The sequence below is a fragment of the Pantoea sp. S61 genome, assembly GCF_016625145.1.
Classification (GTDB): Bacteria; Pseudomonadota; Gammaproteobacteria; order Enterobacterales; family Enterobacteriaceae; genus Pantoea; species Pantoea rwandensis_B.
Genome location: NZ_JACVUO010000009.1, coordinates 71,851 through 97,585, shown reverse-complemented (window position 1 = coordinate 97,585; position 25,735 = coordinate 71,851). Strand labels below are relative to the sequence as shown.

At 51.7% G+C, this 25,735-nt stretch carries 22 protein-coding genes; 13 read left to right on the top strand and 9 right to left on the bottom strand.

All coding sequences use genetic code 11. From position 1 onward, the window contains the following. Positions 1-5 precede the first annotated feature (5 nt). Together IAE30_RS17455 and ssuE are read right to left on the bottom strand one after the other, a co-directional pair. Entirely contained in the window at positions 6-965 is a 960-nt protein-coding gene (locus IAE30_RS17455; RefSeq protein WP_200680484.1) for a sulfonate ABC transporter substrate-binding protein, read from the bottom strand. A 10-nt stretch (positions 966-975) separates the two neighbouring features. Next, on the bottom strand, positions 976-1,527 hold the full coding sequence (ssuE, locus tag IAE30_RS17450; RefSeq protein ID WP_045816257.1) for an NADPH-dependent FMN reductase: 552 nt from the start codon (positions 1,525-1,527) through the stop codon (positions 976-978). Positions 1,528-2,305: 778 nt separating this feature from the next. Here ssuE and IAE30_RS17445 point away from each other — a divergent pair. The 5 genes from IAE30_RS17445 to IAE30_RS17425 all read left to right on the top strand — a co-directional run bounded on the left by IAE30_RS17445 (position 2,306) and on the right by IAE30_RS17425 (position 8,068). Further along, complete coding sequence (locus IAE30_RS17445) at positions 2,306-3,286, top strand: glycosyltransferase family 2 protein (RefSeq protein ID WP_200537210.1); 981 nt, start codon at positions 2,306-2,308, stop codon at positions 3,284-3,286. Between the two features lie 315 nt (positions 3,287-3,601). Further along, positions 3,602-5,128, top strand: coding sequence for a lipopolysaccharide biosynthesis protein (locus IAE30_RS17440; protein WP_045831672.1), 1,527 nt, complete (start codon positions 3,602-3,604; stop codon positions 5,126-5,128). After that, on the top strand, positions 5,125-6,126 hold the full coding sequence (locus IAE30_RS17435; RefSeq protein WP_038647774.1) for a glycosyltransferase family 2 protein: 1,002 nt from the start codon (positions 5,125-5,127) through the stop codon (positions 6,124-6,126). Before IAE30_RS17440 ends, IAE30_RS17435 begins: the two co-directional genes overlap by 4 nt. A 117-nt stretch (positions 6,127-6,243) precedes the next feature. After that, a complete protein-coding gene (pyrD, locus tag IAE30_RS17430; protein WP_038647772.1) occupies positions 6,244-7,254 on the top strand; it encodes a quinone-dependent dihydroorotate dehydrogenase in 1,011 nt (336 codons plus the stop codon). Positions 7,255-7,525: 271 nt separating this feature from the next. After that, complete coding sequence (locus tag IAE30_RS17425; RefSeq protein WP_200680483.1) at positions 7,526-8,068, top strand: cell division protein ZapC; 543 nt, start codon at positions 7,526-7,528, stop codon at positions 8,066-8,068. 4 nt (positions 8,069-8,072) lie between these two features. Here the strand turns inward: IAE30_RS17425 and IAE30_RS17420 are convergent, their stop codons facing one another. Beyond that, entirely contained in the window at positions 8,073-9,182 is a 1,110-nt protein-coding gene (locus IAE30_RS17420; protein WP_200680481.1) for a YcbX family protein, read from the bottom strand. 97 nt (positions 9,183-9,279) lie between these two features. Between IAE30_RS17420 and rlmKL the strand changes: the two genes are divergently transcribed. From rlmKL to rmf, 6 genes are all read left to right on the top strand, one after another. Then, entirely contained in the window at positions 9,280-11,397 is a 2,118-nt protein-coding gene (gene rlmKL / locus IAE30_RS17415; RefSeq protein ID WP_200680479.1) for a bifunctional 23S rRNA (guanine(2069)-N(7))-methyltransferase RlmK/23S rRNA (guanine(2445)-N(2))-methyltransferase RlmL, read from the top strand. Positions 11,398-11,402: 5 nt separating this feature from the next. Next, entirely contained in the window at positions 11,403-13,313 is a 1,911-nt protein-coding gene (locus tag IAE30_RS17410) for an ABC transporter ATP-binding protein (RefSeq protein WP_038647766.1), read from the top strand. Between the two features lie 16 nt (positions 13,314-13,329). Further along, the gene (gene pqiA, locus IAE30_RS17405) at positions 13,330-14,613 is read left to right on the top strand and encodes a membrane integrity-associated transporter subunit PqiA (RefSeq protein ID WP_200537215.1); all 1,284 of its coding nucleotides are present in this window, start codon (positions 13,330-13,332) and stop codon (positions 14,611-14,613) included. Continuing rightward, positions 14,585-16,228: an intermembrane transport protein PqiB gene (gene pqiB / locus IAE30_RS17400; RefSeq protein WP_038647762.1), complete on the top strand. Its 1,644-nt coding sequence runs from the start codon at positions 14,585-14,587 to the stop codon at positions 16,226-16,228. The genes pqiA and pqiB overlap by 29 nt, the downstream gene beginning before the upstream one ends. Then, on the top strand, positions 16,225-16,791 hold the full coding sequence (gene pqiC / locus IAE30_RS17395; RefSeq protein WP_200680477.1) for a membrane integrity-associated transporter subunit PqiC: 567 nt from the start codon (positions 16,225-16,227) through the stop codon (positions 16,789-16,791). Before pqiB ends, pqiC begins: the two co-directional genes overlap by 4 nt. A gap of 269 nt (positions 16,792-17,060) precedes the next feature. Further along, positions 17,061-17,228, top strand: coding sequence for a ribosome modulation factor (gene rmf, locus IAE30_RS17390; RefSeq protein ID WP_007887362.1), 168 nt, complete (start codon positions 17,061-17,063; stop codon positions 17,226-17,228). Between the two features lie 66 nt (positions 17,229-17,294). On the opposite strand, the gene fabA is transcribed toward rmf, so the two are convergent. Both fabA and IAE30_RS17380 read right to left on the bottom strand, forming a co-directional pair. Next, the gene (gene fabA / locus IAE30_RS17385) at positions 17,295-17,813 is read right to left on the bottom strand and encodes a bifunctional 3-hydroxydecanoyl-ACP dehydratase/trans-2-decenoyl-ACP isomerase (RefSeq protein WP_034820448.1); all 519 of its coding nucleotides are present in this window, start codon (positions 17,811-17,813) and stop codon (positions 17,295-17,297) included. 67 nt (positions 17,814-17,880) lie between these two features. Continuing rightward, a complete protein-coding gene (locus IAE30_RS17380) occupies positions 17,881-19,743 on the bottom strand; it encodes a Lon protease family protein (protein WP_045831668.1) in 1,863 nt (620 codons plus the stop codon). 53 nt (positions 19,744-19,796) lie between these two features. On the opposite strand from IAE30_RS17380, the gene matP reads away from it, so the two are divergent. After that, on the top strand, positions 19,797-20,264 hold the full coding sequence (matP, locus tag IAE30_RS17375; RefSeq protein ID WP_141399037.1) for a macrodomain Ter protein MatP: 468 nt from the start codon (positions 19,797-19,799) through the stop codon (positions 20,262-20,264). Positions 20,265-20,355: 91 nt separating this feature from the next. Here matP and ompA read toward each other — a convergent pair whose 3' ends face one another. After that, a complete protein-coding gene (gene ompA / locus IAE30_RS17370) occupies positions 20,356-21,429 on the bottom strand; it encodes a porin OmpA (protein WP_038647757.1) in 1,074 nt (357 codons plus the stop codon). A gap of 349 nt (positions 21,430-21,778) precedes the next feature. Beyond that, complete coding sequence (gene sulA, locus IAE30_RS17365) at positions 21,779-22,270, bottom strand: SOS-induced cell division inhibitor SulA (RefSeq protein ID WP_200680476.1); 492 nt, start codon at positions 22,268-22,270, stop codon at positions 21,779-21,781. A 221-nt stretch (positions 22,271-22,491) separates the two neighbouring features. On the opposite strand from sulA, the gene IAE30_RS17360 reads away from it, so the two are divergent. Next, positions 22,492-23,115: a TfoX/Sxy family DNA transformation protein gene (locus tag IAE30_RS17360; protein WP_038647753.1), complete on the top strand. Its 624-nt coding sequence runs from the start codon at positions 22,492-22,494 to the stop codon at positions 23,113-23,115. Position 23,116: 1 nt separating this feature from the next. Here the strand turns inward: IAE30_RS17360 and yccS are convergent, their stop codons facing one another. Both yccS and IAE30_RS17350 read right to left on the bottom strand, forming a co-directional pair. Continuing rightward, positions 23,117-25,255, bottom strand: coding sequence for a YccS family putative transporter (gene yccS, locus IAE30_RS17355; RefSeq protein WP_038647751.1), 2,139 nt, complete (start codon positions 25,253-25,255; stop codon positions 23,117-23,119). Between the two features lie 12 nt (positions 25,256-25,267). Continuing rightward, positions 25,268-25,711, bottom strand: coding sequence for a YccF domain-containing protein (locus tag IAE30_RS17350; protein ID WP_034820431.1), 444 nt, complete (start codon positions 25,709-25,711; stop codon positions 25,268-25,270). Positions 25,712-25,735 lie beyond the last annotated feature (24 nt).

Here is a 25,735-nt window from a genome sequence, read left to right as displayed (position 1 = left end):
ATTCCTTATGGCTGGGCGGACTGTGGATGCCAGATGCGGTCAGTGATGTTCACTTTTACCGGCATCAGATGATTGGCATAAAACAGGTCGGCCGTTTGCTGTTGGGCCTGCGCAGTATGTGCGCTGACCGGCGTAATCGTGGTGGGTGGACGATGGTCGAGATAGCTGGCAATCACCGGCTTGGGTAAGCCCATCGCCTGTGCCAGCAGGTCGATGCTTTGGGCGCGTTGGCTGCGGGTCAGCGCATCGGCATCACTAAAGGTTTGCAGCACTTGCTGGACAAATGGACCGTTGGCTTCGGCATATTTGCGTGTGGCTAAATAGAAGGAACCGGTCTGGTTTAGCTTGCTGCCATCAGCCAGCACGCGCACGTTGCCTTGCAGTAAGGCGGCAGAGTAGTAAGGATCCCAGATTGCCCAGGCATCGACATCGCCCTGCTGGAAAGCGGCTCGCGCATCGGCAGGGGTCAGATAGGTGGGCTGGATATCTTTAAAACTCAGGCCGGCCTGCTCCAGCGCACGCAACAATAAGTTGTGTGAACTGGAGCCCTTCTGAAAGGCCACTTTATGGCCTTTCAAATCGGCAACACGCTGAATCGGGCTGTCTTTGGGCACCAGAATCACTTCAGCCTGAGGTTTCGGTGGCTCGGAACCGACATAAAGCAGATCCGCGCCTGCTGCCTGTGCAAACAGCGGCGGAATATCACCGGTGCTGCCTAAATCAATGCTGTCGACATTCAGCGCCTCCAGCATTTGCGGTCCTGCTGGAAATTCAATCCATTTGATCTGTGTGTGGGGGAAACGCTGTTCCAGCATCTGGTGAGATTTTGCTAACACCATGCTCACCGATCCCTTTTGATATCCCACACGCAACTGCGCCGGGGCATCAGCGGCAATAACGTTGGCACTCAGCGCAACCAGCGCGGCAAAGGCCGGTAGCAGTAAAGCTGTAAACATCCTTTTCATGATTCTTCCTTTATACCGCTTGTGCGTAAGGTTGATGACGACGATGCAGTGCATGCCAGAATGTATCCAGCGCGTCGTCGATGCGATCGGCCAGCTGTGGATCCAGCTCTGGCTGGCGGTCGTAATTCACTATTTGCGTGTCGGTGGCAAACACGCCATGCAGCACTTCCTGGGCTTTTAGGGCATTCAAGACCGGCTTGAGCGCGTAATCCACGGCCAGCAAGTGGGATGCACTGCCGCCGCTGGCCAATGGCAACACCACTTTGTGTTCCAGGGCGCGTTCTGGCAGCAAATCAAGCAGGGTTTTCAGCGCACCCGAAAATGACGCTTTATAAATGGGGGTGGCAACAATCAGTCCGTCTGCCAGCGCCAGGTCGGCTTTCAACGCGTTGAGGGCTGGGGAGTCAAAGCGTGCATAGAGAAGATCGTCCGCCTGGAAGTTGTGAATATTCCAGGGAATGACTTCAACACCGCGTGCTTCCAACGCGTGCTGGCACAGGCTGAGCAGTGCAGTAGAGCGCGATGGGAAGCGAGGGCTGCCCGCCAGCGTAATAACCCGCATGGTCACTCCTTATAACTGAAAGTTATTGATTATCTGATATTGAGAACTGATGTGTTCAATACTGGCAGAGCGAGGAGATGGGCTTAAATGATTTATCCGGCAATCAAAAGGCGGAAAATGCAAAAGGGTTCATCAGAGTAAAATAGAGGTGGCAGAGTTAGCGCTGACGAATTGCGAATAGTCCTAAAAGGTCACTTTACTACCATTGGGAATGATTACTAACAATGAATGAAACGACAACTCATCGTTGCATGAGAAAGATTATTTTCTGTGCGGATATCTGTAACGACAGTTACGTTTCGAAAAACCTGGACTGATGGACAAGTGAAAATAATGAAGTGAAGTCGCACAGTTGAAAAAGTGAAAAAAAATGAGATAAATCAATTGAGCGCTAAGGTCTGTTTACTTTTCATTTAACTTATCAGGCGTTGCGGGAGGGGGTTATCTATCTGTTTATATTTTATAGATAAGTATTCCCTGACATCTATTCGCACATAAAATGTGTAACTTTCCCTCATCAGATGCGACAAAAGTTAAAGGCATTAATGTGAGGTATGCATTATTTCATAAAGGAGTTAGCAGGATTGATGTATTGCTAATGGTTTAAATCTCTTAATTAATTTTTGGCCCTGTGAAACTAAAATCCTATCTGCTTAACTGATCCCGAAATAACAATCTGGCCGTTTACATTGCGTTTAACCTTTTAGCGCAATGCTTTTACACAGGCACTTCTTGCCAGTGGCATTTCATTTCTTTCAACCGTTTTCGGGAAAGGTTTATGTCTAAAATCCTGTTATCTATTATTATTCCTACCTATAACGTAGAGAATTATATTGTCGAATGTGTTGACGCATTGCTTAAACAAATTGATTCGCCCAATGAGATTATTATTGTTAATGATGGATCTACCGATGGCACGCTGGCGTTGGTCGAGCGGCATTACGCGCATTTGCCGCAAGTGAAAATCATCACCACGACAAATGGCGGCGCTGGACAGGCGCGTGATACAGGAATGGCGGCAGCCCAAGGGGAGTTCCTGTTTTTCTGCGATCCGGATGATATTGTTGCAGATGGCTTGGTGGCTGAACTGCAGCAGGTGTATCAGGCGCATCCCGAGACCGAACTGTTCTGCTTCAATTCGCAGATGTTTGAGGATCACCAACGCCAGGTTACACGTCCTAAAGTGCGGCATGAGATGTTCGGGAAACAGCCGTCCTCACAGGTGTTCTCGCGCCTGCTGCGCAACGGCAGTTACACGTCTGCTGCATGGAATTATGCAGTGAAAAAAAGTCTGGTGCAGCAGCATGGTTTGCGCTTTCGTGACCGGATTCATGAGGATCACCAATTCACCCTTTCGGCTTTCGTTCTCTCAAATCATGCGTGGGTAAGTCAGAAAGTGTATTACCACCAACGCGTGCGCAACGGGTCACTGACTAACAGCCGTAAGAGTCAGGAGTACTTCCAGCAACGGTACAATGCCTTTATGCAGGCCTACAGCACCCTGAAAATGGCTTTAAAGGACTCGCCATTAAAAAAGGAAATTGAGAAAGCCTATTTAATGCACTCTTTCCGCTTGATGATTTATCTCTCGTTGTACAATGGTACAGCCGTGCCGGAATATGTGATTAATGCCATTCGATTTTTGGGTGGGCAATTTGAGCCAGCCAATATCAAAGAGTGGTTGCTTATTCAGCGTCCGCATATGTTTATCCTGTTGCAGAATTTTAAAGTCGGAAGAGAGTTAAAACGAGCAGCATGATTCCTGTTTATTCCACTGAGTTTAAATAATTCTGTGGCAACAGTAGTAAGTGAAATGTAATAATTCGCTTCGGCAGCGATAAAAATGTTACCGATGATGAGCCATTCATGAAATTGTCATCCTTTCTTTTGTCGCATGCGAGAAGGGCAGGATACATATTTATTCCTATGTGGAATTCATTAATCGGTCTTACCTAATGTGGGAAAAAACGCATTTTAGCACCAGTGCTGAAATTAAGAATAAGTCCGGTAGGCAGTTATGCTGTTCTGTGTCAGGCTCTATTTTTAGCGAATTTTCCCAGACGCCTCGATACTTATGTCAATTAAACGAAACGCCATCGCCAACTATGTTGGTCAGATTTACCTGACACTGTCGGGTATTCTGGTAGTACCGCTTTATATTCATCATTTGGGGATGGAAGCGTATGGTTTAGTCGGATTCTTTTCGATTCTGTTAACCTGGTTGCAATTGCTGGATGCCGGGGTATCCACCACTTTGATGCGTGAAGCGGCCCGCTATCGCGCTAATCAAACTGAGTTTATCTGGTTCCCCTCGTTATTTGCTGCGCTGTCGAAATTCTTCCTGATTTCAACTGTGGTGCTGGTGGTCATCGGTTGGGTGGCAACGCCGTGGATTGCCCATCACTGGCTGGACGCCCAGCATTTGCCGTCCTCGGATGTGGTTATCGCAGTAGCAATTATGGTGATTACCGCGGCCATTCGCTGGCGGACCAGCCCTTATCGCAGCGTTATTGTCGGCTTTGAACATCAGGTTTGGCTGAATGGCGTCAATCTGGTGATCGTCACACTGCGCACCTTTGGCGCCGTACTGGTTATCCAGCTGTTCTCTAATCCAGTATTGAGTTTCTTTATCTGGCAACTGTTGGTCTCGATTGCCGAAGCGGTGTGCCTGATTTACAAATGCTTCCAACTGGTTCCGGCCTCGGCGCGCAGGCAGAAGCATGAAAATCTTAAAGAAGTATTGAAGCCTTTTATTCGCTTTGCCCTCAGCGCGGCTTACGCCAGTGCAGTCTGGACATTTATTTCCCAGATCGACCGTCTGGTGCTGTCAAAAACATTGCCGCTGAGTGAATACGGCTCCTTTACCGTGGTGGCCACGGCCGCAACTGGCATTATTTTGCTGAGCAGCCCGATTATGCAGGCCATCGTGCCGCGCATGACCGGGATGAAAACCAAAAAAGAGGGTGATGACCAGTCGCTCGTGCTGTATCGCTATACCACCCAAGCGGTTGCGATCTTCATGGCCCCGCTCAGTATTACGATTGCCTGTTTCTCCGCGCCGCTGCTGTGGGCATGGACACAGAACCAGCAAGTGGTGAATGAGATGTCATTCGTGCTCAGTTTGTATGCGCTGGGCAGCGGAGTGCAGGCCATCTGCGGTTTGCTTTATCACCTGCAATACATCAACGGCAACCTCAAGCTTCACGTTAAAGGTTTCTCCTGTTTCGCCATTGTGCTGGTGCCACTCAACATCTTTGCCGCTCTCCATTTCGGTGCCCATGGCACGGGCTGGCTGTGGTTAGGGCAAAATGTCTTCTATCTCTTCGGTTGGGCGTGGTTGGTGCATCGCCGTTTCGCGCCAGGCATCCATTTTACGTGGTTGACGCGTGACGTAATGTTGGTGTGGGTGGTGGCTGGCGTGATGGCATGGCTCTGCTCGCTGTTGCCGATCAGTTGGGATCAAAATCGCTGGCTTAATCTGCTGTGGCTTGGATTGTTTGGCATGGTGAATTTGGGCGTGTGTTGTCTGCTACACAGTCTGGTGATTAAACGTCTGCATCTGCCGTTCAATAAGGGCTTTAATGTTGAGGAGAGAGAATGAGCGATCAGCGTACGAAAACGACCATCACGGTGATCATTCCTAACTGGAACTGTGCCCCCTGGCTGGAAGAAGCCATTGATTCGCTAGTGGGGCAATCTTCGCCGCCCGACCAGATTATTGTCATTGATGACGGATCCACCGATAACAGCGTGGAGCTACTCCAGCAGCTGGCTAAACGCTATCCGCAAATGACATTATTACAATCTCAGCGCGGCGGCGTGAGTGCTGCTCGTACGCGCGGACTGGAGATCGCCACGGGTGACTTCATCTACTTTATGGATGCAGATGACTTCGTCGGTATAACGCTGTTTGCTGATTTTCAACGGGCCAAAGCGCAGCATCCAGAAATGGAATTATTCTGCTTTGGCGCCAAAATGTTTACTGATTTACCGCTCGGCCAGCGTCAGTATCAGCCGTTTCATCAGCGGAAGATGCAGGGGGCTTTCCCGGGGGGCAGCACAACGCTGCGCCACATGATGACTCATCAGTCAGCGCACCGCGTGTTATGGAGCAGCATCGTTTCTCGCCATCTTATCGAACGCGTAGGTGTGACGTTTTTGCCAATTCAAAACCATGAAGACGCTCCTTTTATGTTCGCGCTGTACATGCAGGCACAAGAAGTGGTGTTCTCTCACGAAAGCTATTACTACAAGCGATTTATGGTGACCTCGCTCTCACAACGAAAAGCGACGTTTTCATGGGTGGAAAACTACTTTATTGCGCGAGGTAACAGCGAGCGCTTCATGCAGGCGTGGGGATTGGCTGCGGATGAGTGGTTACTTGATCGTTATTACGAACCCGTGATGTACGGGTGTTTGATCGAGATGCGTAAAAATGACATTAATGTCCCGCAGGAGTGGCATGTTACCATTGACCAACTGATACGCAAAGTGACGGGCGAAAGTAAACGCATGAAACTGCAGTGGTACTATCCCACGCTCTACAACGGCCTGAAAGCGAGTCGCAGCCTGCTGGCGCGTTATACCGGTAAGCGCTGATTTCGATCAACTCCGCATCACCTGATTAAATTTACTTTTGCGCCAGAGGCCTTTACCATTCTGGCGCACAAATTTCCGTGCACCCGACTTCTTCGCTTCCGCCATTCAGGAGAGTGCATGTTATATCCTATCGTCCGGCCGGCGCTGTTTAAGCTCGATCCAGAGCGTGCGCACGAACTCACCTTTCAACAATTACGTTTTATCAGCGGAACGCCGCTGGAAGGACTGATTCGCCAGTCGCTGCCGTCACGCCCGGTGACCTGCATGGGATTGACTTTCCCTAACGCGCTGGGGCTTGCTGCAGGCCTCGATAAAAACGCAGAGTGCATTGATGCCTTTGGTGCGATGGGTTTCGGCTTCGTGGAAGTCGGGACGGTGACGCCACGTCCACAGCCTGGCAATGATAAGCCGCGCATGTTCCGTCTGGTGGAAGCGGAAGGGATTATTAATCGCATGGGCTTTAATAATCACGGCGTCGATCACTTAGTCGAGAACGTTAAAAAAGCACGCTTCAAAGGCATCCTCGGTATCAATATTGGCAAAAATAAAGATACGCCAGTGGAGCAAGGCAAAGACGATTATCTGATCTGCATGGAAAAGGTGTATGCCCATGCAGGTTATATTGCCATCAATATTTCATCGCCAAACACACCTGGATTACGCACGCTGCAATATGGCGAAGCGCTGGACGATCTGCTTTCGGCGATCAAATTAAAACAAAAAGAGCTGCAGGAACGGCACCTTAAATATGTGCCGGTCGCGGTGAAGATCGCGCCGGATCTTTCTGAAGAAGAATTGATCCAGGTTGCCGACAGTTTGGTGCGCCATGAAATTGACGGTGTCATTGCCACGAATACCACGCTTGATCGTGCTTTAGTTGCTGGACTTAAATATGCCGATGAGATGGGTGGATTAAGTGGCCGTCCGGTGCAGTCACGCAGTACTGAAGTGATTCGCCGCTTGTCGCAAGAGTTGCAGGGTCGCTTACCTATTATTGGCGTCGGTGGTATTGATTCACTGGTTTCCGCTCGTGAAAAAATGGCCGCAGGGGCCACATTAGTGCAGATATACTCTGGCTTTATTTATAAAGGCCCAGGTTTAATTAAAGATATCGTGACCCATCTCTAAGACATTTCCCACTTTCCCGCGCCGGGGGGTTTATTTATCCCTTCGGCTCGTTTATATTTTGTCCTGCTGATGTTTTTTTCAGCTTTTCCTTAGGCTGATATTTTTAAATCTAGCGTTCGGCCCCCTAAATAATTCGCTTTGTCGTAAGGCGGCAAGTGGGTGAATCCCCTGGAGCTTACTTAAGTAAGTGACGGGAGTGAGCACACGCAGCCAACGCAATTGCAGAGTGAAGTATGACGGGGATAGCGCAGCGATAACTACAGGGCATATCATGAAGTTTAAACCTGATGATAACTGGCGTTGGTATTTTGACGCAGAACACGATCGTATGATGCTGGATTTGGCTGATGGCATGCTATTTCGTTCGCGCTTCTCGCGTAAAATGCTGACACCGGATGCCTTTAATGTCAGTGGTTTTTGTGTCGATGACGCTGCACTGTATTTTACGTTTGAAGAGCGTTGCCGACAGAGTGGATTAAAAGGCGAACAGCGCGCTGAATTAGTGTTAAACGCATTAGTCGCGAGTCGTTTTTTAAAACCGCTCATGCCAAAAAGCTGGCATTTCACCAGCCATGCTCAGAGCTGGCAACCCGCATCAGGCGATATGGTGGCCGTGACGCTGGCCGATAGCGGCGAACAGGCGCAATTGCTGGTGGTCGAAAGTGGCGAAAATGCGGCGCTGTGCCTGCTGGCGCAAAATACATTATCGGTAGCCGGTAAAGGTATGCAGTTAGGCGATGCGATTAAGATCATGAACGATCGTTTGCGACCGCATCAGCAGGAACAAAACGCCCACTTTGCGCGGGCGGTTTAAGCGTTTAAGCCAGAACAATATCGCCTGCTGGAATACAGCTACAACTGAGAATCGTGCCGTCTGCGCGCACTGCGCTCTGTTTCATCGCCTTCACTTCGCCCGATACCAGCGTCATTTTGCAGCTACCGCATATCCCGGCACGGCATGAGTAGGGAATGCGAAAGCCCTGCATCTCCAGTTGTTCCAGTAGCACTTGCTGGTTGTCGCCGGTAAATTGACTGCCCTGATAGCCAATAATCACTTCTGCCTGTTGGCTGGTAACCGGTTTGAGGGTTTCCACCACCGCGCCCGCGCCGTAAGCTCGCGGTGTCTGACGAACCAAAACCGTGAGCTCATCGCCAACGCGGATCACGCCGCTGTTGCGGGCGATCAGATTCAGACCGAAATCGATATCTCCGCTACCGTCCTGACCGCTGCGGAAACGTTGTAACGTGGCCAGGGGTTCACCTTCGGGATGTTTGCGTCCGCTTTCGGTGCCAACGGTGGTGAATACACAGCGGCTGCAAGGCTTGGGCATATCAAAAACAATCTCGCCGATTTTAATCTGCTTCCAGCTGTCTTCATCCCATGCCGCTGCGCCGCTGACCACCAGGTTAGGGCGGAATTGCTCAACGCGAACGCTGGCCGGGCAACGCTGCTGCAGATCCTGCAGTGACGACATATTCACCAGCAGGAAGGGAAAACCATCCGCGAAACTCAGCGATACCTCATCAAATTTTTTCACCCGCCGCTTGGGAGCAACACCGGTCCAGCGCAATTGCACGGGACGCGGGAAGAATTCGCTCAGCCAATCATTAATTTCAGCGGGCGCAATATGCGAGGTGAAATGATTCCCCCACACTTCAGTGGGTGACAACTGCGCCGTGAAATCGCTAAAGCGAATTAGCGCCTGGCTGCCATCTGGGGCATTTAAAAATAAGCCATCAGGCAACAGCGCGGGGGTAAAACGCACCATGTCCGGATACTGTCGTGCAGTAATAAAGGTGCCGTCCAGTTCGGTCACCATGAAGATGCGATCAAACGCCAGACCACTCTCCAGCACCTGTGCATGAGACAGTTGCAAGCCGCGCATGGATTTGACCGGATGGATATAGAGGCGAGAAAGCGTAATCATCGAGACTCCAACAGGACAAAAAGAAGCTAACTTTATGACATAGGACGCTGATTCGCTATAATGCGCAACAATTTTAGCAAGAGTAAAAAGTGACGATATGAATTCTCTGTTTGCCAGTACGGCGCGTGGGCTCGAAGAGCTGTTAAAAACTGAGCTGGACGCGCTGGGTGCGCAGGATTTGCAGGTGGTGCAGGGCGGCGTCCACTTCCGTGCCGATGACCGTGTGATGTACCAAAGCCTGCTGTGGAGCCGACTGGCTTCGCGTATTTTGCTGCCGCTGGGAGAATTTGGCGTCTGGAGCGATCTCGACCTGTATGTGGGCGCGCAGAGCATTCCCTGGACCGAGATGTTCGACAGCAGCACCAGCTTTGCGATTCACTTTAGCGGCACCAATGAGGTGATCCGTAACAGCCAGTTCGGCGCGTTGCGTATTAAAGATGCGATCGTTGACAGCTTCACGCGGCAGAACCTGGAGCGTCCAAGTGTGGATCGTGAACAACCGGGCATTCGCATTAATGCGTGGCTGAATAAAGATCGCGTGAGCATCGCACTGGATCTGAGCGGCGATGCGCTGCATCAGCGTGGCTATCGTCAGCAAACCGGCCAGGCCCCGCTGAAAGAAACGCTGGCGGCCGCGATTGTGATGCGTTCTGGCTGGCAGAGCACCACGCCATTGATCGACCCGATGTGCGGTTCCGGTACTTTACTGCTGGAAGCGGCATTGATCGCCACCGATCGCGCGCCGGGCCTGCTGCGTAGCCATTGGGGCTTCAACCGCTGGAAAAGCCATAATCAGGCGGTCTGGCAAGACGTACTGGCTGAGGCGAAAGAGCGTGCCCGTGTGGGCACCGCAGCCACAACCGCGCGTTTCTTCGGTTACGACAATGACAGCCGCGTGCTGGAATCCGCGCGTGCCAATGCGCGTCGTGCTGGTGTGTTCGAGCTGTTCACCTTTGCTCAGCAGGATGTGATTAAGCTGAAAAACCCGCTGGCGGGCCAGGAGATCACGGGCACCGTGCTGAGCAACCCGCCTTACGGCGAACGTCTGGAAAGCGAACCCGCGTTGATTGCGTTACACAGCCTGCTGGGACGTATCATGAAGCAGCAGTTTGGTGGCTGGAATCTGTCGCTGTTCAGTGCTTCACCGGAACTGCTGAGCTGCCTGCAACTGCGCGCCGACCGCCAGTTCAAAGCCAAAAACGGCCCATTGGAATGTGTGCAGAAAAACTACCAGCTGGCCGCGACCAGCGGTGAAGGTAGCGCACAGATTGCCGAAGACTTTGCCAACCGTCTGCGTAAGAACATCAAGAAGCTGGAAAAGTGGGCGAAGCAGTCCAACATTGAATGCTATCGCTTGTATGATGCCGACTTGCCGGAATACAACGTCGCGGTAGACCGTTACGGCGACTGGGTGGTGATTCAGGAATATGCCCCGCCGAAAACCGTGGATGCCAATAAAGCACGCCAGCGTCTGTTCGATGTGATCAGCGCTACCCTGAGCGTGCTGGAGATCCCGGCCAATCGACTGGTGATGAAAACCCGTGAGCGCCAGAAGGGTAAAAATCAGTATCAGAAGCTGGGAGAAAAGGGCGACTTCTTCGAAGTCCAGGAGTTTGACGCGCGTCTGCTGGTGAATCTGACCGATTATCTTGACACTGGTTTGTTCCTGGATCACCGTCTGGCCCGCCAAATGCTGGGCAAGATGAGTGCCGGTAAAGACTTCCTGAATCTGTTTGCCTACACCGGCACTGCCAGTGTGCATGCGGGTCTGGGCGGCGCGAAAACCACGACGACTGTGGATATGTCTCGCACTTATCTGGAATGGGCCGAGCGTAACCTGCGTCTTAACGGTCTGACCGGACGCCAGCATCGACTGATGCACGCCGATTGCCTGAGCTGGTTGCGTGACAGTGACGAACAATTTGATGTGATCTTCATCGATCCACCGACGTTCTCTAACTCCAAACGAATGGAAGACGATTTTGACGTGCAGCGCGATCACATGATGCTGATGCAGAATCTGAAACGTCTGCTGCGTCGCGGTGGCACCATTATGTTCTCGAATAACAAGCGCGGCTTCAAAATGGACCTCGACGGCTTAGCCGCTCTGGGTCTGCAGGCGCAGGAAATTACCCAAAAAACGTTGTCGCAAGATTTCGCACGCAACCGTCAAATTCACAACTGCTGGCTGGTTAGCCACGCCGGTAAGGAATAAGTTTTATGTCACTGATCAGTATCCATGGCGCTTACCTCTCATTCAGCGATGCGCCGCTGTTGGATAACACCGAACTGCACATCGAAGAGGGCGAACGCGTCTGTCTGGTGGGCCGTAACGGTGCCGGTAAATCCACATTAATGAAAATCATCAACGGCGAGCAACCGCTGGATGATGGCCGCATTATTTACGAACAAGATTTGGTGGTGGCACGTCTGCAACAGGACCCACCTCGCAACATCACCGGTTCAGTCTACGATTTCGTCGCTGAAGGCGTTGCGGAACAGGCTGAGCATTTGAAAGCCTATCACGCGATTTCTCATCTGGTGATGGAAGATCCTAGCGAGAAAAACCTCAACGAAATGGGTCGTCTGCAAACCATTCTGGATCATCAGAATTTGTGGCAACTGGATAGTCGTATTAATGACGTATTGCAGCAGATTGGTCTGGAAGCCGACACCGAGCTTTCCTCACTCTCCGGCGGTTGGTTGCGTAAAGCCGCGCTGGGCCGTGCGCTGGTGAGCAATCCGCGCGTGCTGATGCTCGATGAACCAACTAACCACCTCGATATTGAAACTATCAACTGGCTGGAAACCTTCCTCAAAACCTTTACCGGCAGCATCGTGTTTATCTCGCACGACCGTTCGTTTATCCGCAATATGGCGACGCGTATTGTCGATCTCGACCGCGGTAAACTGGTTTCATGGCCGGGCGATTACGATCAATTCCTGGTGGGTAAAGAAGAAGCACTGCGCGTCGAAGAGATGCAGAACGCGGAGTTTGACCGCAAGCTGGCGCAGGAAGAAGTCTGGATTCGCCAGGGCATCAAAGCGCGCCGTACCCGTAATGAAGGCCGCGTGCGCGCATTAAAAGCGCTGCGTCGTGAACGTTCAGAACGCCGTGATGTGATGGGCAAAGCCAACATGCAGGTTGGGGAAGCCGCGCGTTCAGGCAAGATTGTGTTTGAGATGGAAAACGTCAACTACAGCGTGGATGGCAAAACGCTGGTGCGTGATTTCTCTACTCAGGTGCAGCGCGGCGATAAGATCGCCCTGATTGGTCCGAACGGCTGTGGTAAAACCACCTTACTGCGTCTGATGCTGGATGAGTTAAAAGCCGACAGTGGTCGCGTGCACTGCGGGACTAAACTGGAGATCGCTTACTTCGATCAGCACCGTGCCGAACTGGATCCGGATCGTACCGTGATGGATAACCTCGCGGAAGGTAAGCAGGAAGTGATGGTGAACGGCAAGCCGCGCCATGTGCTGGGCTATCTGCAGGACTTCCTGTTCCATCCGAAGCGTGCGATGACGCCAGTGCGTGCGTTATCCGGTGGTGAACGTAACCGCCTGTTGTTAGCGCGTTTGTTCCTGAAACCCAGCAACCTGTTGATTCTCGATGAACCGACCAACGACCTCGATGTGGAAACGCTGGAGCTGTTGGAAGAGTTGGTGGATGGTTATCAGGGCACCGTGATGCTGGTGAGCCACGATCGTCAATTCGTCGATAACACCGTGACCGAGTGCTGGATCTTTGAAGGCAACGGTGAGATTGGAGCCTTTGTCGGTGGCTATCACGATGCACAACTGCAGCGCAGCGCCTATAAGCAAACCAAATCCGCCACGGTGAAAACCCCCTCGGCTGCACCAAAAGCCGCGGATAAAAATGAGCCAAAACGCAGCGCAAACAAACTAAGCTATAACCTGACGCGTGAACTGGAACAGCTGCCGCAAAAACTGGAGCAACTGGAAACGCGTATTGGTGAACTGCAGGCGAAGATGAGCCATCCAGACTTTTTCAGCCAGCCGCATGACAAAACTCAGCCCGTTTTGGATGCCTTAGCGCAGACCGAAAAAGAGCTGGAAGTGGCGTTTGAACGCTGGGAAGAGTTAGAAGCGCTGAAAAACGGCGCGTAACACAGAGGACGTCAGTATGTGTGCAACGGATCAGGCGCATCAGTGGATTCTCTGTCCACAGTGTGATTTAACCGTAAAACTGCCTGCCGTGCCGGTGGGCAGTCGCGCGCGCTGTCCACGTTGTCATACCACGCTGACGGCTAACTGGCATGAGCCGCGAAAACGTCCCACCGGGTACGCTTTCGCGGCGCTGTTTATGCTGGTGTTGGCGAATCTGTTTCCCTTCATCAATATGCATGTGGCCGGGCTGAGCAGCCAAATCTCGCTGCTCGATATTCCCTCGGTGATGGACCGTGAAGATTACCGTAGCCTGGCGACACTGTTCCTGCTGTTCGTGCAGGGAATTCCCGCGTTTTGCATGATCACCATTCTTCTGTTGGTGAATCGCGTGCGTATGCCGCACAGCTTGCGTCTTGGGCTGGCGCGTATTTTATTCCAGCTACGCAGTTGGGGCATGGCCGAAATCTTTATGGCGGGCGTGTTGGTGAGCTTTGTGAAACTGATGGCCTACGGCGAAATTGGCCTTGGCAGCAGTTTCTGGCCGTGGTGTCTATTCTGTGTATTACAGCTGCGCGCATTTCAGTGCGTAGATCGGCGCTGGGTGTGGCAGAGCATAGATCCACTCCCGGCATTGCCGATGGTGCCGCAAGCCGGAATCAGTGGGTTGAAGCAGGGACTGCGCAGTTGTCCTTGCTGTACCGCTGTCTTATCTGTCGGGCAAGCTGAGTGTCCCCGCTGTGGCGTGGTCGCTGCACCGCGACGTAAGCACAGCTTGCAATGGACGCTGGCACTCTTGATCACCTCGGTGATGCTGTACATTCCCTCAAACATCATGCCGATTATGGTCACCGAGACGCTCGGCTCGCAGTATCCCTCGAACATCATGGCCGGGGTGATTCTGCTGTGGAGCGATGGATCCTGGCCAGTGGCGCTGGTGATCTTTATCGCCAGCATCATGGTGCCTTCACTCAAAATGCTGGCAATTGCCTGGCTATGCTGGCATGCCAGCGGTCGTGGTCAGCGTGATGATGAGAAAATGCACGTGGTGTATGAGGTGGTGGAATTTGTTGGCCGTTGGTCAATGATTGATGTTTTTGTCATCGCTGTGTTATCCGCGCTGGTGCGGATGGGGCAGCTGATGAGTGTTTACCCTGCGCCAGGCGCGCTACTGTTTGCCATGGTGGTGATTCTTACCATGTTTGCAGCGATGACGTTTGATCCGCGCCTGATTTGGGATCGATTACGGGAAACTGAACGAAAGGAGCCGTGTCTTGACGGACAACCATCACGGGACTGCTAAGGTCGACCAGATTAAACGCTGGTCACCGGTCTGGATTGTACCCATCGTCACGCTATTCATTGGTGGCTGGATCTTATTTTATCATTTCAGCCATCAGGGCCCTGAGGTGACATTAATCACCGAAAGCGCTGAAGGTATTGAGGCTGGAAAAACCACCATTAAGAGCCGCAGTGTCAATGTTGGTGTAGTGGAAAGTGCGGTATTAACTGACGATCTGCACCATGTGGAGATCAAAGCACGCCTCAATTCTGGTATGGAAAAACTGTTGCATGGCGACAGCGTATTCTGGGTGGTGAAACCGCAAATCGGGCGCGAAGGGATTACCGGTCTCGGCACATTACTTTCGGGTGCCTATATTGAATTGCAGCCAGGCACGAAGGGCGATCAACCTGAGCACTATCAACTGCTGGATGCGCCACCTCTGGCACCGCCGGATGCCAAAGGCATTCGCATCACACTCGACAGTAAAAAGGCCGGACAGCTAAATGCGGGCGATCCGGTGCTGTTCCGTGGCTATCGCGTGGGTACGGTTGAATCCAGCACCTTTGATACCGATAAACGCATGATGACCTATCAACTGTTCATCGCCGCCCCTTACGATCGTCTGATCACTACCAACGTCCGTTTCTGGAAAGACAGCGGCATCGCCGTCGACATGTCTGCCTCCGGCATGCGGGTGGAAATGGGTTCACTGACTACGCTGTTTAGCGGTGGTGTAAGTTTTGATGTGCCAGATGGCGCGGAGCTGGGGCAGATCGCCGAGAATAAAGCGGAATACCATCTGTTTGACGATCAGCGCAGCATCCAGGATTCGTTGTATACCACCCACACCGATTTCCTGCTGTTCTTTACCGATTCGATTCGTGGCTTGCAGGTAGGCGCACCGGTTGAGTTCCGCGGCATTCGTCTGGGTACCGTTTCACAAGTGCCTTACACCATTCCAGGTGTCAATCAGGCGTTGAATAACGATTATCGTGTTCCGATATTGATTCGCATCGAACCGGATCGCTTTATCAGCCGTCTGGGCGGAGATTTCAACCTTGAGCAGCATCTGCAGGATGGCAAGAAGCGAGGTCTGCGCGCCACGCTGAAAACCGGTAACCTGTTGTCGGGTGCGCTGTACATCGATCTGGACTTCTATGACAACGCACCGGCGTATAAAGGTCCAAATGAGATTGCGGGCCTGGAGGTGATTCCAACGGTCAGTGGTGGATTGAGTCAGATCCAGCAGAAGCTGACGGCAGCGCTGGATAAGATCAACGGTCTGCCATTAAATCCGATGATTACCGAAGCGACAGGCACCCTGAAAGAGAGCCAGCGTACGATGCAGCAACTGCAGAAAACTCTGGATAACCTCAATCACATCACTGCCAGCCCGGCGATGAAAACGCTGCCAGAAGATATGCAGCAGACGCTGCGCGAGTTGAATCGCAGCATGAAAGGCTTGCAGCCGGGTTCACCTGCTTATAACAAACTGGTGGGAGACATGCAGCGACTTGACCAGGTGCTGCGCGAATTGCAGCCGGTGCTGAAAACGCTCAATACCAAGAGCAATGCATTGGTGTTTGAAGCCAAACCGGGCCAGGATCCCCAGCCAAAGAGGGCGAAACAGTGAAAAAAGGGCTGATTATTGGTGCGATGCTGCTCCTGGCAGGTTGTAGCAGCACCATCGAAAACACCTATTATCAACTGCCTGCGGGCAGCAACGTCGCGCGTGTAGACAGCGCATCCAGCGGCAACCAGCCAATGATTTGGGTCGAGCAAGTGTCGGTGCCGGATTATATGGCAGGGAACGGTTTGGTGTATCAAACCAGCGATGTAAAGTATGTGATTGCTGCCAATAACTTGTGGGCCAGTCCGCTGGATCAACAACTACAACAGACATTGATCAGCAACCTCAGCAAAGCGCTGCCGGGCCGAATTGTTGCCAGTTCTCCGCTGGGTGAAAGCCATGATACTTTGACGGTGAATGTGACCGGTTTCCAGGGTCGCTATGATGGCCAGGTTGTGGTGAGCGGAGAATGGCTCCTGCAACATCAAGGGCGCTTAATCAAACATGGCTTTAATCTGACTCTGCCGCAAAACGAAGATGGCTATGATGCGCTGGTGCGGACTCTGGCTATCGGCTGGCAGCAAACGGCACAACAAATCGCAAAAAGTGTCATTTCGCTAAATTAAGATTTGTTCGATGCTTATGCTAAGTCCCTGATTTGCCGTTGTGTGACGGACATCAAATCAGGGGCTTTTTTTATCGTCTTATCAGCCAGATATACACGGAATTGACAATTACAGATGTCGTTTTAACGTCAAATTGATGACATTGGCGTGAATTTTGCGCATTGATCTTTCTTCTGCTTGGGGTTAGAACATTACTGTGGTTGAACATTATATCGCCACTCTTTCTTTCCACCCAGAATCCACCAGACCTGAAATGAGGGAATCGAGGCATGAAGAGACAGAAAAGAGACCGCCTGGAACGTGCACATTCACGAGGCTATCAAGCGGGTATTACAGGCCGCTCAAAAGAGATATGCCCTTATCAAATGATCGATGCGCGGTCTTACTGGTTGGGAGGTTGGCGTCAAGCCATGGAGGACAGGTCGGCGGTGGCCTAGCACTGTCGGATGTCCATAAATGAAGGAAGAAACCTCCGCTGAATGCGGAGGTTTTCGTTTGGGGAATTAGAAAGCAGAGGTGTCTTTAAACAGACCCACTTTCAAATCTGTCGCGGTGTAGATCAGGTTACCGTCAACGAAGACTTCACCATCAGCCACGCCCATCACCAGCTTGCGGTTGATCACGCGCTTGAAGTGAATTTTATAAGTGACTTTCTTCGCGGTTGGCAGTACCTGACCGGTGAATTTCACTTCGCCCACGCCCAGTGCGCGGCCTTTACCTTCAGCGCCTAACCAGCCGAGGTAGAAGCCAACCAACTGCCACATAGCGTCAAGCCCGAGGCAGCCAGGCATGACCGGATCGCCTTTAAAGTGGCAATCGAAGAACCACAGGTCAGGGCGGATATCCAGTTCGGCTTCCACAAAACCTTTGTCAAATTTACCGCCGTCTTCGGTCATCATGACCACGCGGTCCATCATCAACATGTTATCAGAGGGAAGCGGCGGTCCATTTTCGCCAAACAGTTCGCCGCGACCTGAGGCAACCAGGTCTTCTTTGCTATAGGATTCGCGTTTATCTACCATGTTCTCAATATGCCTTCTTTTAGTGAAGCCCGAATATTAGCGAACAGTTGTACGCTGGGCAAATCAATCAGCTGTGGTTGAACCAGTTGAGCCAGCGGAATGGCCACGGACGATGACGAATTTCCTGCTGGTTCAGCTGTGCAATACGTTCCTGAATGGTATTGAGCAGTGATTCGCCGCTCTCACTTTGCCATGCGATACCGGTTAATAAGGGTAGCGCTTCATCCACGCTTTCGATTGCCCAGATGTGGAATTGCTCTTGCTTCACCGCATCGACCACAGCTTCGCTGAGGCTCAAATGGCGCACATTGCTGGCTGGCAGAATAACGCCTTGTTTACCTGTCAGCTCGCGTGACTGGCAAATGTTGAAGAAGCCTTCGATTTTTTCATTCAGGCCGCCAACAGGCTGCACATTACCAAATTGGTCCACGGAACCGGTCACCGCAATATGCTGGCTCAGTGGCTGATTGGCCAGTGCGCTAATCAGCGCGCAGAGTTCGGCCAGTGAGGCGCTATCGCCATCCACTTCGGAATAGGATTGTTCAAACACTAACGAGGCTGAGAAGGGCAGCTGTTGCTCGAGTTCAAGTTCAGCGATCAGATAAGCTTGCATAATCATCATGCCTTTCGCATGAATATTACCGCCCAGCTCGGCTTTACGCTCAACGTCAGTGAATTCACCATCACCTGGATGAACAACACAGGTGATACGCGACGGCTCGCCCCACGGACGCGGATGACCTGGAAACTCCACCACCGACAGACCATTAATCTGTCCCACCACTTCACCTTCAGTTTCAATCATAATCTGATTGAGCAGAATTTCGTCACGCATGCGGTCAGCCAGGTAGCTTTCACGCCATTCGCGTGCTTCCAGTGCTTCTTTTAATGCTTCAGCATTGATGACGTCACCGTGCAGCGCGGTTTCCTGCAGCTGACGGCGTAACCAGCGCGGGCAGAGCGGCAGGGTTTCTTGATCACCCGTGAAGCGAACCGCCTCATTGATCAAGAGCGGCCAGAAGTCGGCTGCAGGCTGATCCAAGCCGGCTTGTTCAGCCTGCGTGAGCGTCCACTGGCACCAGAAGGTCATGTCCTCTTCATCGGTGATCTGCAGGTTCTCTTCGAACTCGCTGTACAGTGCCATTTCATGCACTTCTGCATCCAATTCCTGGAAGCTGGCTAACGCATCACGATCGCCACAAAGTACCAGGCGTAGTTGCAGCGGCAGAGAAGGGATGGCCACTGGCAACGGTTGGCGTTCGTCCTGCGAATACCAGTCAAAGCGACCCTGCTCGATGCACTTACGCAGACGCAGCCATAGCAGTGGTTGAGCCAGTAGCGTATTCACGGAGAGGATTAAAGTGCCGCCATTGGCCTGATGAATCAATCCCGGCTCGGGCTGGATACGATCTTTGTACTGACGCACACAACCAAACAGCTGTTCTGCTTCAATCCAGTCGGCAAAGTGAACGCCGCCCTGACTGGTGAATGGCCGGTTAGCATCGCTGGGCGGCATCAGGCTGACCGTGTCGCCCATGACATGATAGTCACCGCCATACAGCGCGATCTCTTCAGGCTGGAAGCGCTGCGCGGCTTCGGCGATGCACGCGAGATAATCGCTGTTTTCCTGACTGCGTAATAGCAACAGAGGAAAACCTAAGGTTTGATGATGCAAATGCGCCAGCGCATTCAGCAGACGCGGCTGAACCGCGGCAAGACTATCGCTATCTTCCAGTGAGACATTTGAGAAAATGGATTGGTAGCGGATGCTATCCGGCTGCAGGGCTTGCCACGTAATTTGAGTGCTGGTCAAAATATTCGCATTAGTCAGATTTAGGAAAAGCGCGATTATACAGGAATCAACCTTGTTAAGCACTGCGGAGTTCCAGCCCGAAATGTGATGACCGCTACATGTTTTTCCTTGCTGCATCCGGGAAAAAAGCTGTTATTCTTAGTTTGTTACGTGATCACGATGAGATTCCGATGAAATACCAGCAACTCGAAAATCTTGAAAGTGGATGGAAGTGGAAATACCTGGTGAAAAAGCATCGGGAGGGTGAATTGATCACCCGTCATCTTGAGCTTAGCGCCGCGCAGGCTGCGGTGGATGCCTTACTGGCGATGGAAAATAGTCCAGTAGAGGTAGCGGAATGGATAGCTCAGCACATTCACCCCGATCTCGAGAACCGTCTGAAGCAGACTATTCGTGCGCGCCGTAAGCGGCACTTTAATGCGGAACATCAGCATACGCGTAAGAAGTCGATCGATCTGGAATATCTGGTGTGGCAGCGTCTGGCAGGATTGGCGCAGCGTCGCAGCAATACGCTATCAGAAACCATTGTGCAGTTGATTGAAGATGCCGAGCGCAAAGAGAAGTATGCCAGCCAGATGTCAACGCTTAAGCAGGATCTGCAGGCGATTCTGGGTAAAGGCGGATCAGAGAACGAATAGCGCTGATGTGTGCAGGATGATGGTGTTGTGAGTCAGTTGAAAAGAGATAAAAAAAACCCCGCCAGAGCGGGGTTTTTTATTGCGTGATAACTTAAGCCTGTGGCTGAGTTACAACGTCTTTGATACCTTTAACGTCGATTTCAACGCGACGGTCTGGCGCCAGGCAGTCGATCAGGGCATTACGGCCTTTCACGCTGTCACAGGTGTTGCCAGTCACTGGGTTAGATTTGCCCATACCGCGTGCAGAGATCTTGTTAGAAGGGATACCTTTAGAAACCAGGTAATCAACTACAGACTGAGCGCGTTTCTCAGACAGTTTCTGGTTGTACTGCTCTGAACCGATACGGTCAGTGAAGCCCAGTACTACAACAGAACCGTCTTTAGGATCCATTGAGCTCAGCTGGCTGTACAGCTGATCCAGAGCCTGCTGGCCTTCTGGTTTCAGAGTCGCTTTGTTGAAGTTGAACAGTACGTCAGACTTCAGAGTGAAACGCTTGGTTTCAACAACTGGCGCTGGAGCAGGTGCTGGAGCAACAACTGGTGCTGCTGCTTCATCCTGACCGAAACGGTAAGAAACGCCGACGCTCAGCATGCTGTTGTCTGGACGCGCACCAACGGTACCTGCGTCACCGATGTTGTTAACCCACTGATAGTCCAGGCGAGTCGCCCAGTTTTTGGTCAGTGCGTATTCAACACCAACAGCAGCCAGCGGAGAAACGCCGGTGTCGTGGTTGCTGATACGGTCGCCAGTGTTCAGATTGGCCTGCTTAGAGTCTGCACGCCATACCATGCCGCCCAGACGGGTATACACGTCCAGATCGTCAGTGATTGGGTAGCTCAGTTTAGCTGCCAGCTGAACGCCTTGTGCTTTGAATGCGCCGTTAACTTGGTCGCCTTTGTTAGGCATGCGGCCTAACCAGTCGTAGCCCAGCTCGAAGCCCAGGTATGGGTTAGCCTGGTAGCCCAGGAATGCACCAGCGCCAAGCTGAGATTCGTGAGTTGGACCGTCATTGTTCGCGTAACCGTTACCGTAGTAACCAGTATCGTGATACTGAGACCAGCCCAGTTTAGCACCGGTGTACCAGGTGTTATCTTTAGGAGCGGCCTGCGCTACGGTAGCGAAGCCAGCCAGTGCCACTGCAATTGCGATAGCTGTCTTTTTCATTTTTGCGCCTCGTTATCATCCAAATAGGCAATGAGCAAAAAGGTTGCTCTTTGTGTTAATCCTTCGCCGGGTCTAAACGCTCGCTTTTGACTCTACCGAAAAAACGGAGGTTATTGAGCACCCTGGCGAGATAAAGTCTACAACGAGATTGGAAAGTTACAAGTATGATGTGAGGCCAGCCAGCAAAAAAACAGGGATTTATACACACATTTTAACAAATCACATGCCAAAATCTTCGCCAGCGAATTGAGAAAATGCGGCTAAACCATTGTCAAAGCTGGCGGGAAAAGAATCAGTGGCTTAGCAGCATCCTTAAGAAAAAAAAGCGTGAGAAAATTCCTGGTTTTACTTAATGAAACAAATCCGACGGAATTTTTGGCGTATTTGGTTGTCTGGACAAGACGCGATCGTGACCTTGCGGACGCATAATCAAACCCAGTGCTTCACCTTCTGCCGCTGCCATTTCGAGTTCAAACCGTTCTTCATCATTCAATTCGTACGGAATCCAGGCCAAAACCACACTATAATTTCCCGTGCGCAGAGCCTTCACCATACTTTCCAATGTCGTGAGTCGTTCAGATTCGGTGATATGCATACTTTTCTCAAGCGGTAATCCTGACTGCTGCATCCAGTTGCGATTCAGCTTATGCGCTGGTGTTAACCACAGCTGCCAGCGGGACTGTTCGCTGAGTTGCTTTAACACCGGCAACAGCAGTAATTGCATCATGCCAGGTTGTTCGCTGTAACGTAGTTCAGTAATTCCACCCAGAGAAGGCTGCGTCAGGCTTGAAGAAGCAAAACGTTGAGAACGATCAGCAAGGCCAGAGAATTGAGTACGCATGTTTTAATCACTCAGTAATGAACTGTATGGATGTACAGTAATGTCTTCCTGGATAAAGATCAACCTCAATTTCTGAAAACACCTCGCAAATTGTGCACAACGCACACAGCAAATGCTTTTATTCATTGAACAGCTAATGGGTTTTTTCTATCTTCTAACCAGATGAAAAACCAGGATTTTAAGGAATTTTCTCGAATGAGAATTCACGGAAAGGAGCTGTAATGAAAACCAACAATCCACTCGTTAAACAATCCAAAACACAACTGGCGCCGCTGGGAAAGATCGAATCCCGAACGCAATTTGGTGGCTATGCACTGACAGTAGAAAAGGTCATTTTTGCATATATCAACGAAGACGCGCTTTACCTGCGTGCCAGTGAGGCATTGCAGACTTACCACACCCAACGTGCTCTTGAACCGCTGGTCTATCGCAAACGCGGCATACCGGTGCAACTGAATTACTTCAAGGTGGATGCAAAGCTTTGGCAGGATCCTGAGCAATTATTGCGGTTGTCGGCCAGTGCGCTGCACGCAGCACAGCATGAGTTAGCAAACCGGACAGTGACCTTACGGCTGAAGGATCTGCCTAACCTTAGCCTGCGCATGGAGATGATGCTGCATAAAGTTGGCATCAGTTCAGTGAAAGTGTTGCATGAAATGGGATCGCGACAAAGCTGGCTCAAACTGCGTGCCGTTAACAAACATATCGGGCTGAAAACGTTAATGGCATTGGAAGGGGCGATTTCCGGACATCACCAGGCAGCATTGCCTGCAGCGATCAGAGATGAGCTCTACGCGTGGTATGTCAAAACGCTCCACCCCAAAAACGCGGTGGAGCAACGTTAACTTAATGGCTGGATAATGTGCGGCGCAGGCGGGCAATTTCTGGCAGCAGGGCAATCAGTAAACCCAACTGCTGCATCACCAGCGGCGCCTGCACGTCCGAACTGTTTTTAATATCACTTAATTGCTGCATCACCTGCTGCTGCATGGCTAATGCCTGCTTGTCGTCAACGCGTTCAATCTGCAACACATCTTCAACAAAACACACTGCATCGTCTAAAACTTTGAGCAATGCGGGATCAGTAAGCTGTTCGCGATGCGCGCCCAGCGCTGAGATGTAGCTCAGGAAAGAGTGATTCAGGCACAGTAACCGGAACGCGTTTTCACGCAGCGGTTGCTGCAGCTTAAGCTCGCTACTCATGTTCGAGACCACCGATGCTAATTCCGCATCGGCATTATGAGCATCACGGCGCGCCACACGATAAGCCAGACGATTATCTTTGCCCTGATGATATTGTTCCAGGATAGCATCGAGATAACGACAATTGGCATTCAGTGTGCGATCCGCCACGGCGCTAATTTTGCGAAAACGCCAATCGGGCCAGACAAATGCCACTGCCAGCCAGGCCAGTCCGCAACCTAACAGTGTGTCAACAATGCGCGGCAACGCCACCTCAAAGCCTTCGCCCAGCAGGTTAAAGCAGAGCAGTACCAGCAAGGTGATGAACAGTGTGGCTTGCGCATACTGAATCTGACGAAAGGCAAAAAACAGCACGCCACTTAGCACGATGAGAATCAGTTGCCCTTCAATAGAGGGCACTAACCACAGTACCGGTAAGCCAATAGCGATACCCGCTAGTGTTCCACCAATACGTAAGGCGAGCCGGCGGCGAGTGGCATTGTAGTTAGGCTGGCAGACAAACAGACTGGTGAGCAAAATCCAGTAGCCGCGATGAAGACCGGTAATCTGAATAAAAGCGTAGCCCACGCAAAGCACGAAGGACATGCGTACAGCATGGCGGAATAGTGCTGAACCTGGACTCAGATGACGGCTTAGCCGTAACCGGATATCCGCCCATCCGCTCAGCCCTTCACGCGAAAGATGGTTATCTGCTGAGGCAGGTGGTTCGGCCAGCGCTTGTTCAGACTCAATCGAGGCCAGTTGCGCATCAATCGCACGCAGATTACGCAGCAGCCAAAATAGCGCGCGGATGTGAGAATCCTCGGGATCATTCTGTTGCAATCGTTCCAAAGCCGTTTCCAGCCGGGAGAAGGTGCGCTCAAAACTGCTGTCATGATGCCATGGCTGGCGTAGCAGGATGCTCTCAGCCAGCTTGCGACAGGCTTGAGCTTGCATATTCAACAGGCGCTGAAAGCGGAACAGCACCTCGTTATAGCGCCAGTCATCACGCAGCAGGTGATATTGCAGATGGGATGAGCTGGCGCGTTCGTGAATATCCTGCGCGACGAAATAGTAGTGCAAACTGCGACGTGTGCTGCGCGATCCACGGTCGCCTCGCAAGCGACTCTGAATGGTGGTTTTCGTCTGATTGAGTTGCGCCACCAACTGGCTGTTCACCATCGCCGTGGCAATGGTACTGGCATCATCCTGTTCACCAGCATCGGGATCGAACAAATTAGCCTTGGCCTCCAGATAACTCGCCAGCTGAGAAAAGCTGGCCGCCAGTTGCTCCTGCACCGGCCGCACCGGGAAAATCAAATGACCGATAAATGTCAGCAGGTTGTACCATAGCGCACCAATCAATAGCAGAGCGGGCTGCATCCACCATTGAGGGAATAAGCCAATACCCAACATGGTATAAACCGCAATGAGCAGCGCACCAAATGCGATAGTGGCATAGCGCTGCCCCAGAGCGCCAAGCAAAATGAAGCCCCAGCTCGAGAGCGCCAAACCGATGGTAAAGGCCCACGGATAGGGAAACAGCAACTCAACCGATACCGAAGCGATGCAGAAACAGACCAGCGTAATCATCAGATTGCGCAGGCGGCCAGTCCATCGATCATCCAGATCGGCCAGCGCAGCCGCCACCACGCCGAGCGTCAATGGAATGGTCCACTCTATTTGCTGCAGCCACCAGGGAACGGCGGCGCACCCTGCCAGCGCAAAGAAGATGCGCAATAAATAACGCAGGCTGCTATTGAACAAATAGCGTCGCCATCCCGGCATCGCGTTCAGAAGCATCAATCGTCCGCCTTAGTATCGACGACGCGCATTCGCTTCACGCGCAGCCTGAGCCTCTTCCACCGAGACCACACGGCGGCCTACGGGCCAGAGTGCGATAGCGGCAATTTTGAAGTTAGCGATACCGACGGGGATACCGATGATGGTCAGGCATTGGATGATGCCGGCTGAAATATGCATCAGACACAGCCACCAGCCGAAAAACACCAGCCAGAAAATGTTGAGGAAGGTTCCGCCCGCATTCAGCACGTGGCTTTTACTGTCAGGGCGCAGCACATCGACATGCACCGCTTCATTACCAAAGGGCAGAAGTGAAAGTTTAGTGATTTCCCAACAAGATCGCGTTAAAGGCAGGGTAAAGATAAGCACAATGCTGACAAGCGTGGCAAACAGCCAGCTTAGCGTGGTGAACACGCCACCCAAAACGAAGTTAAGAATATTCAATACGGTGCGCATAACACGATTTTCCTTTTGCAATCC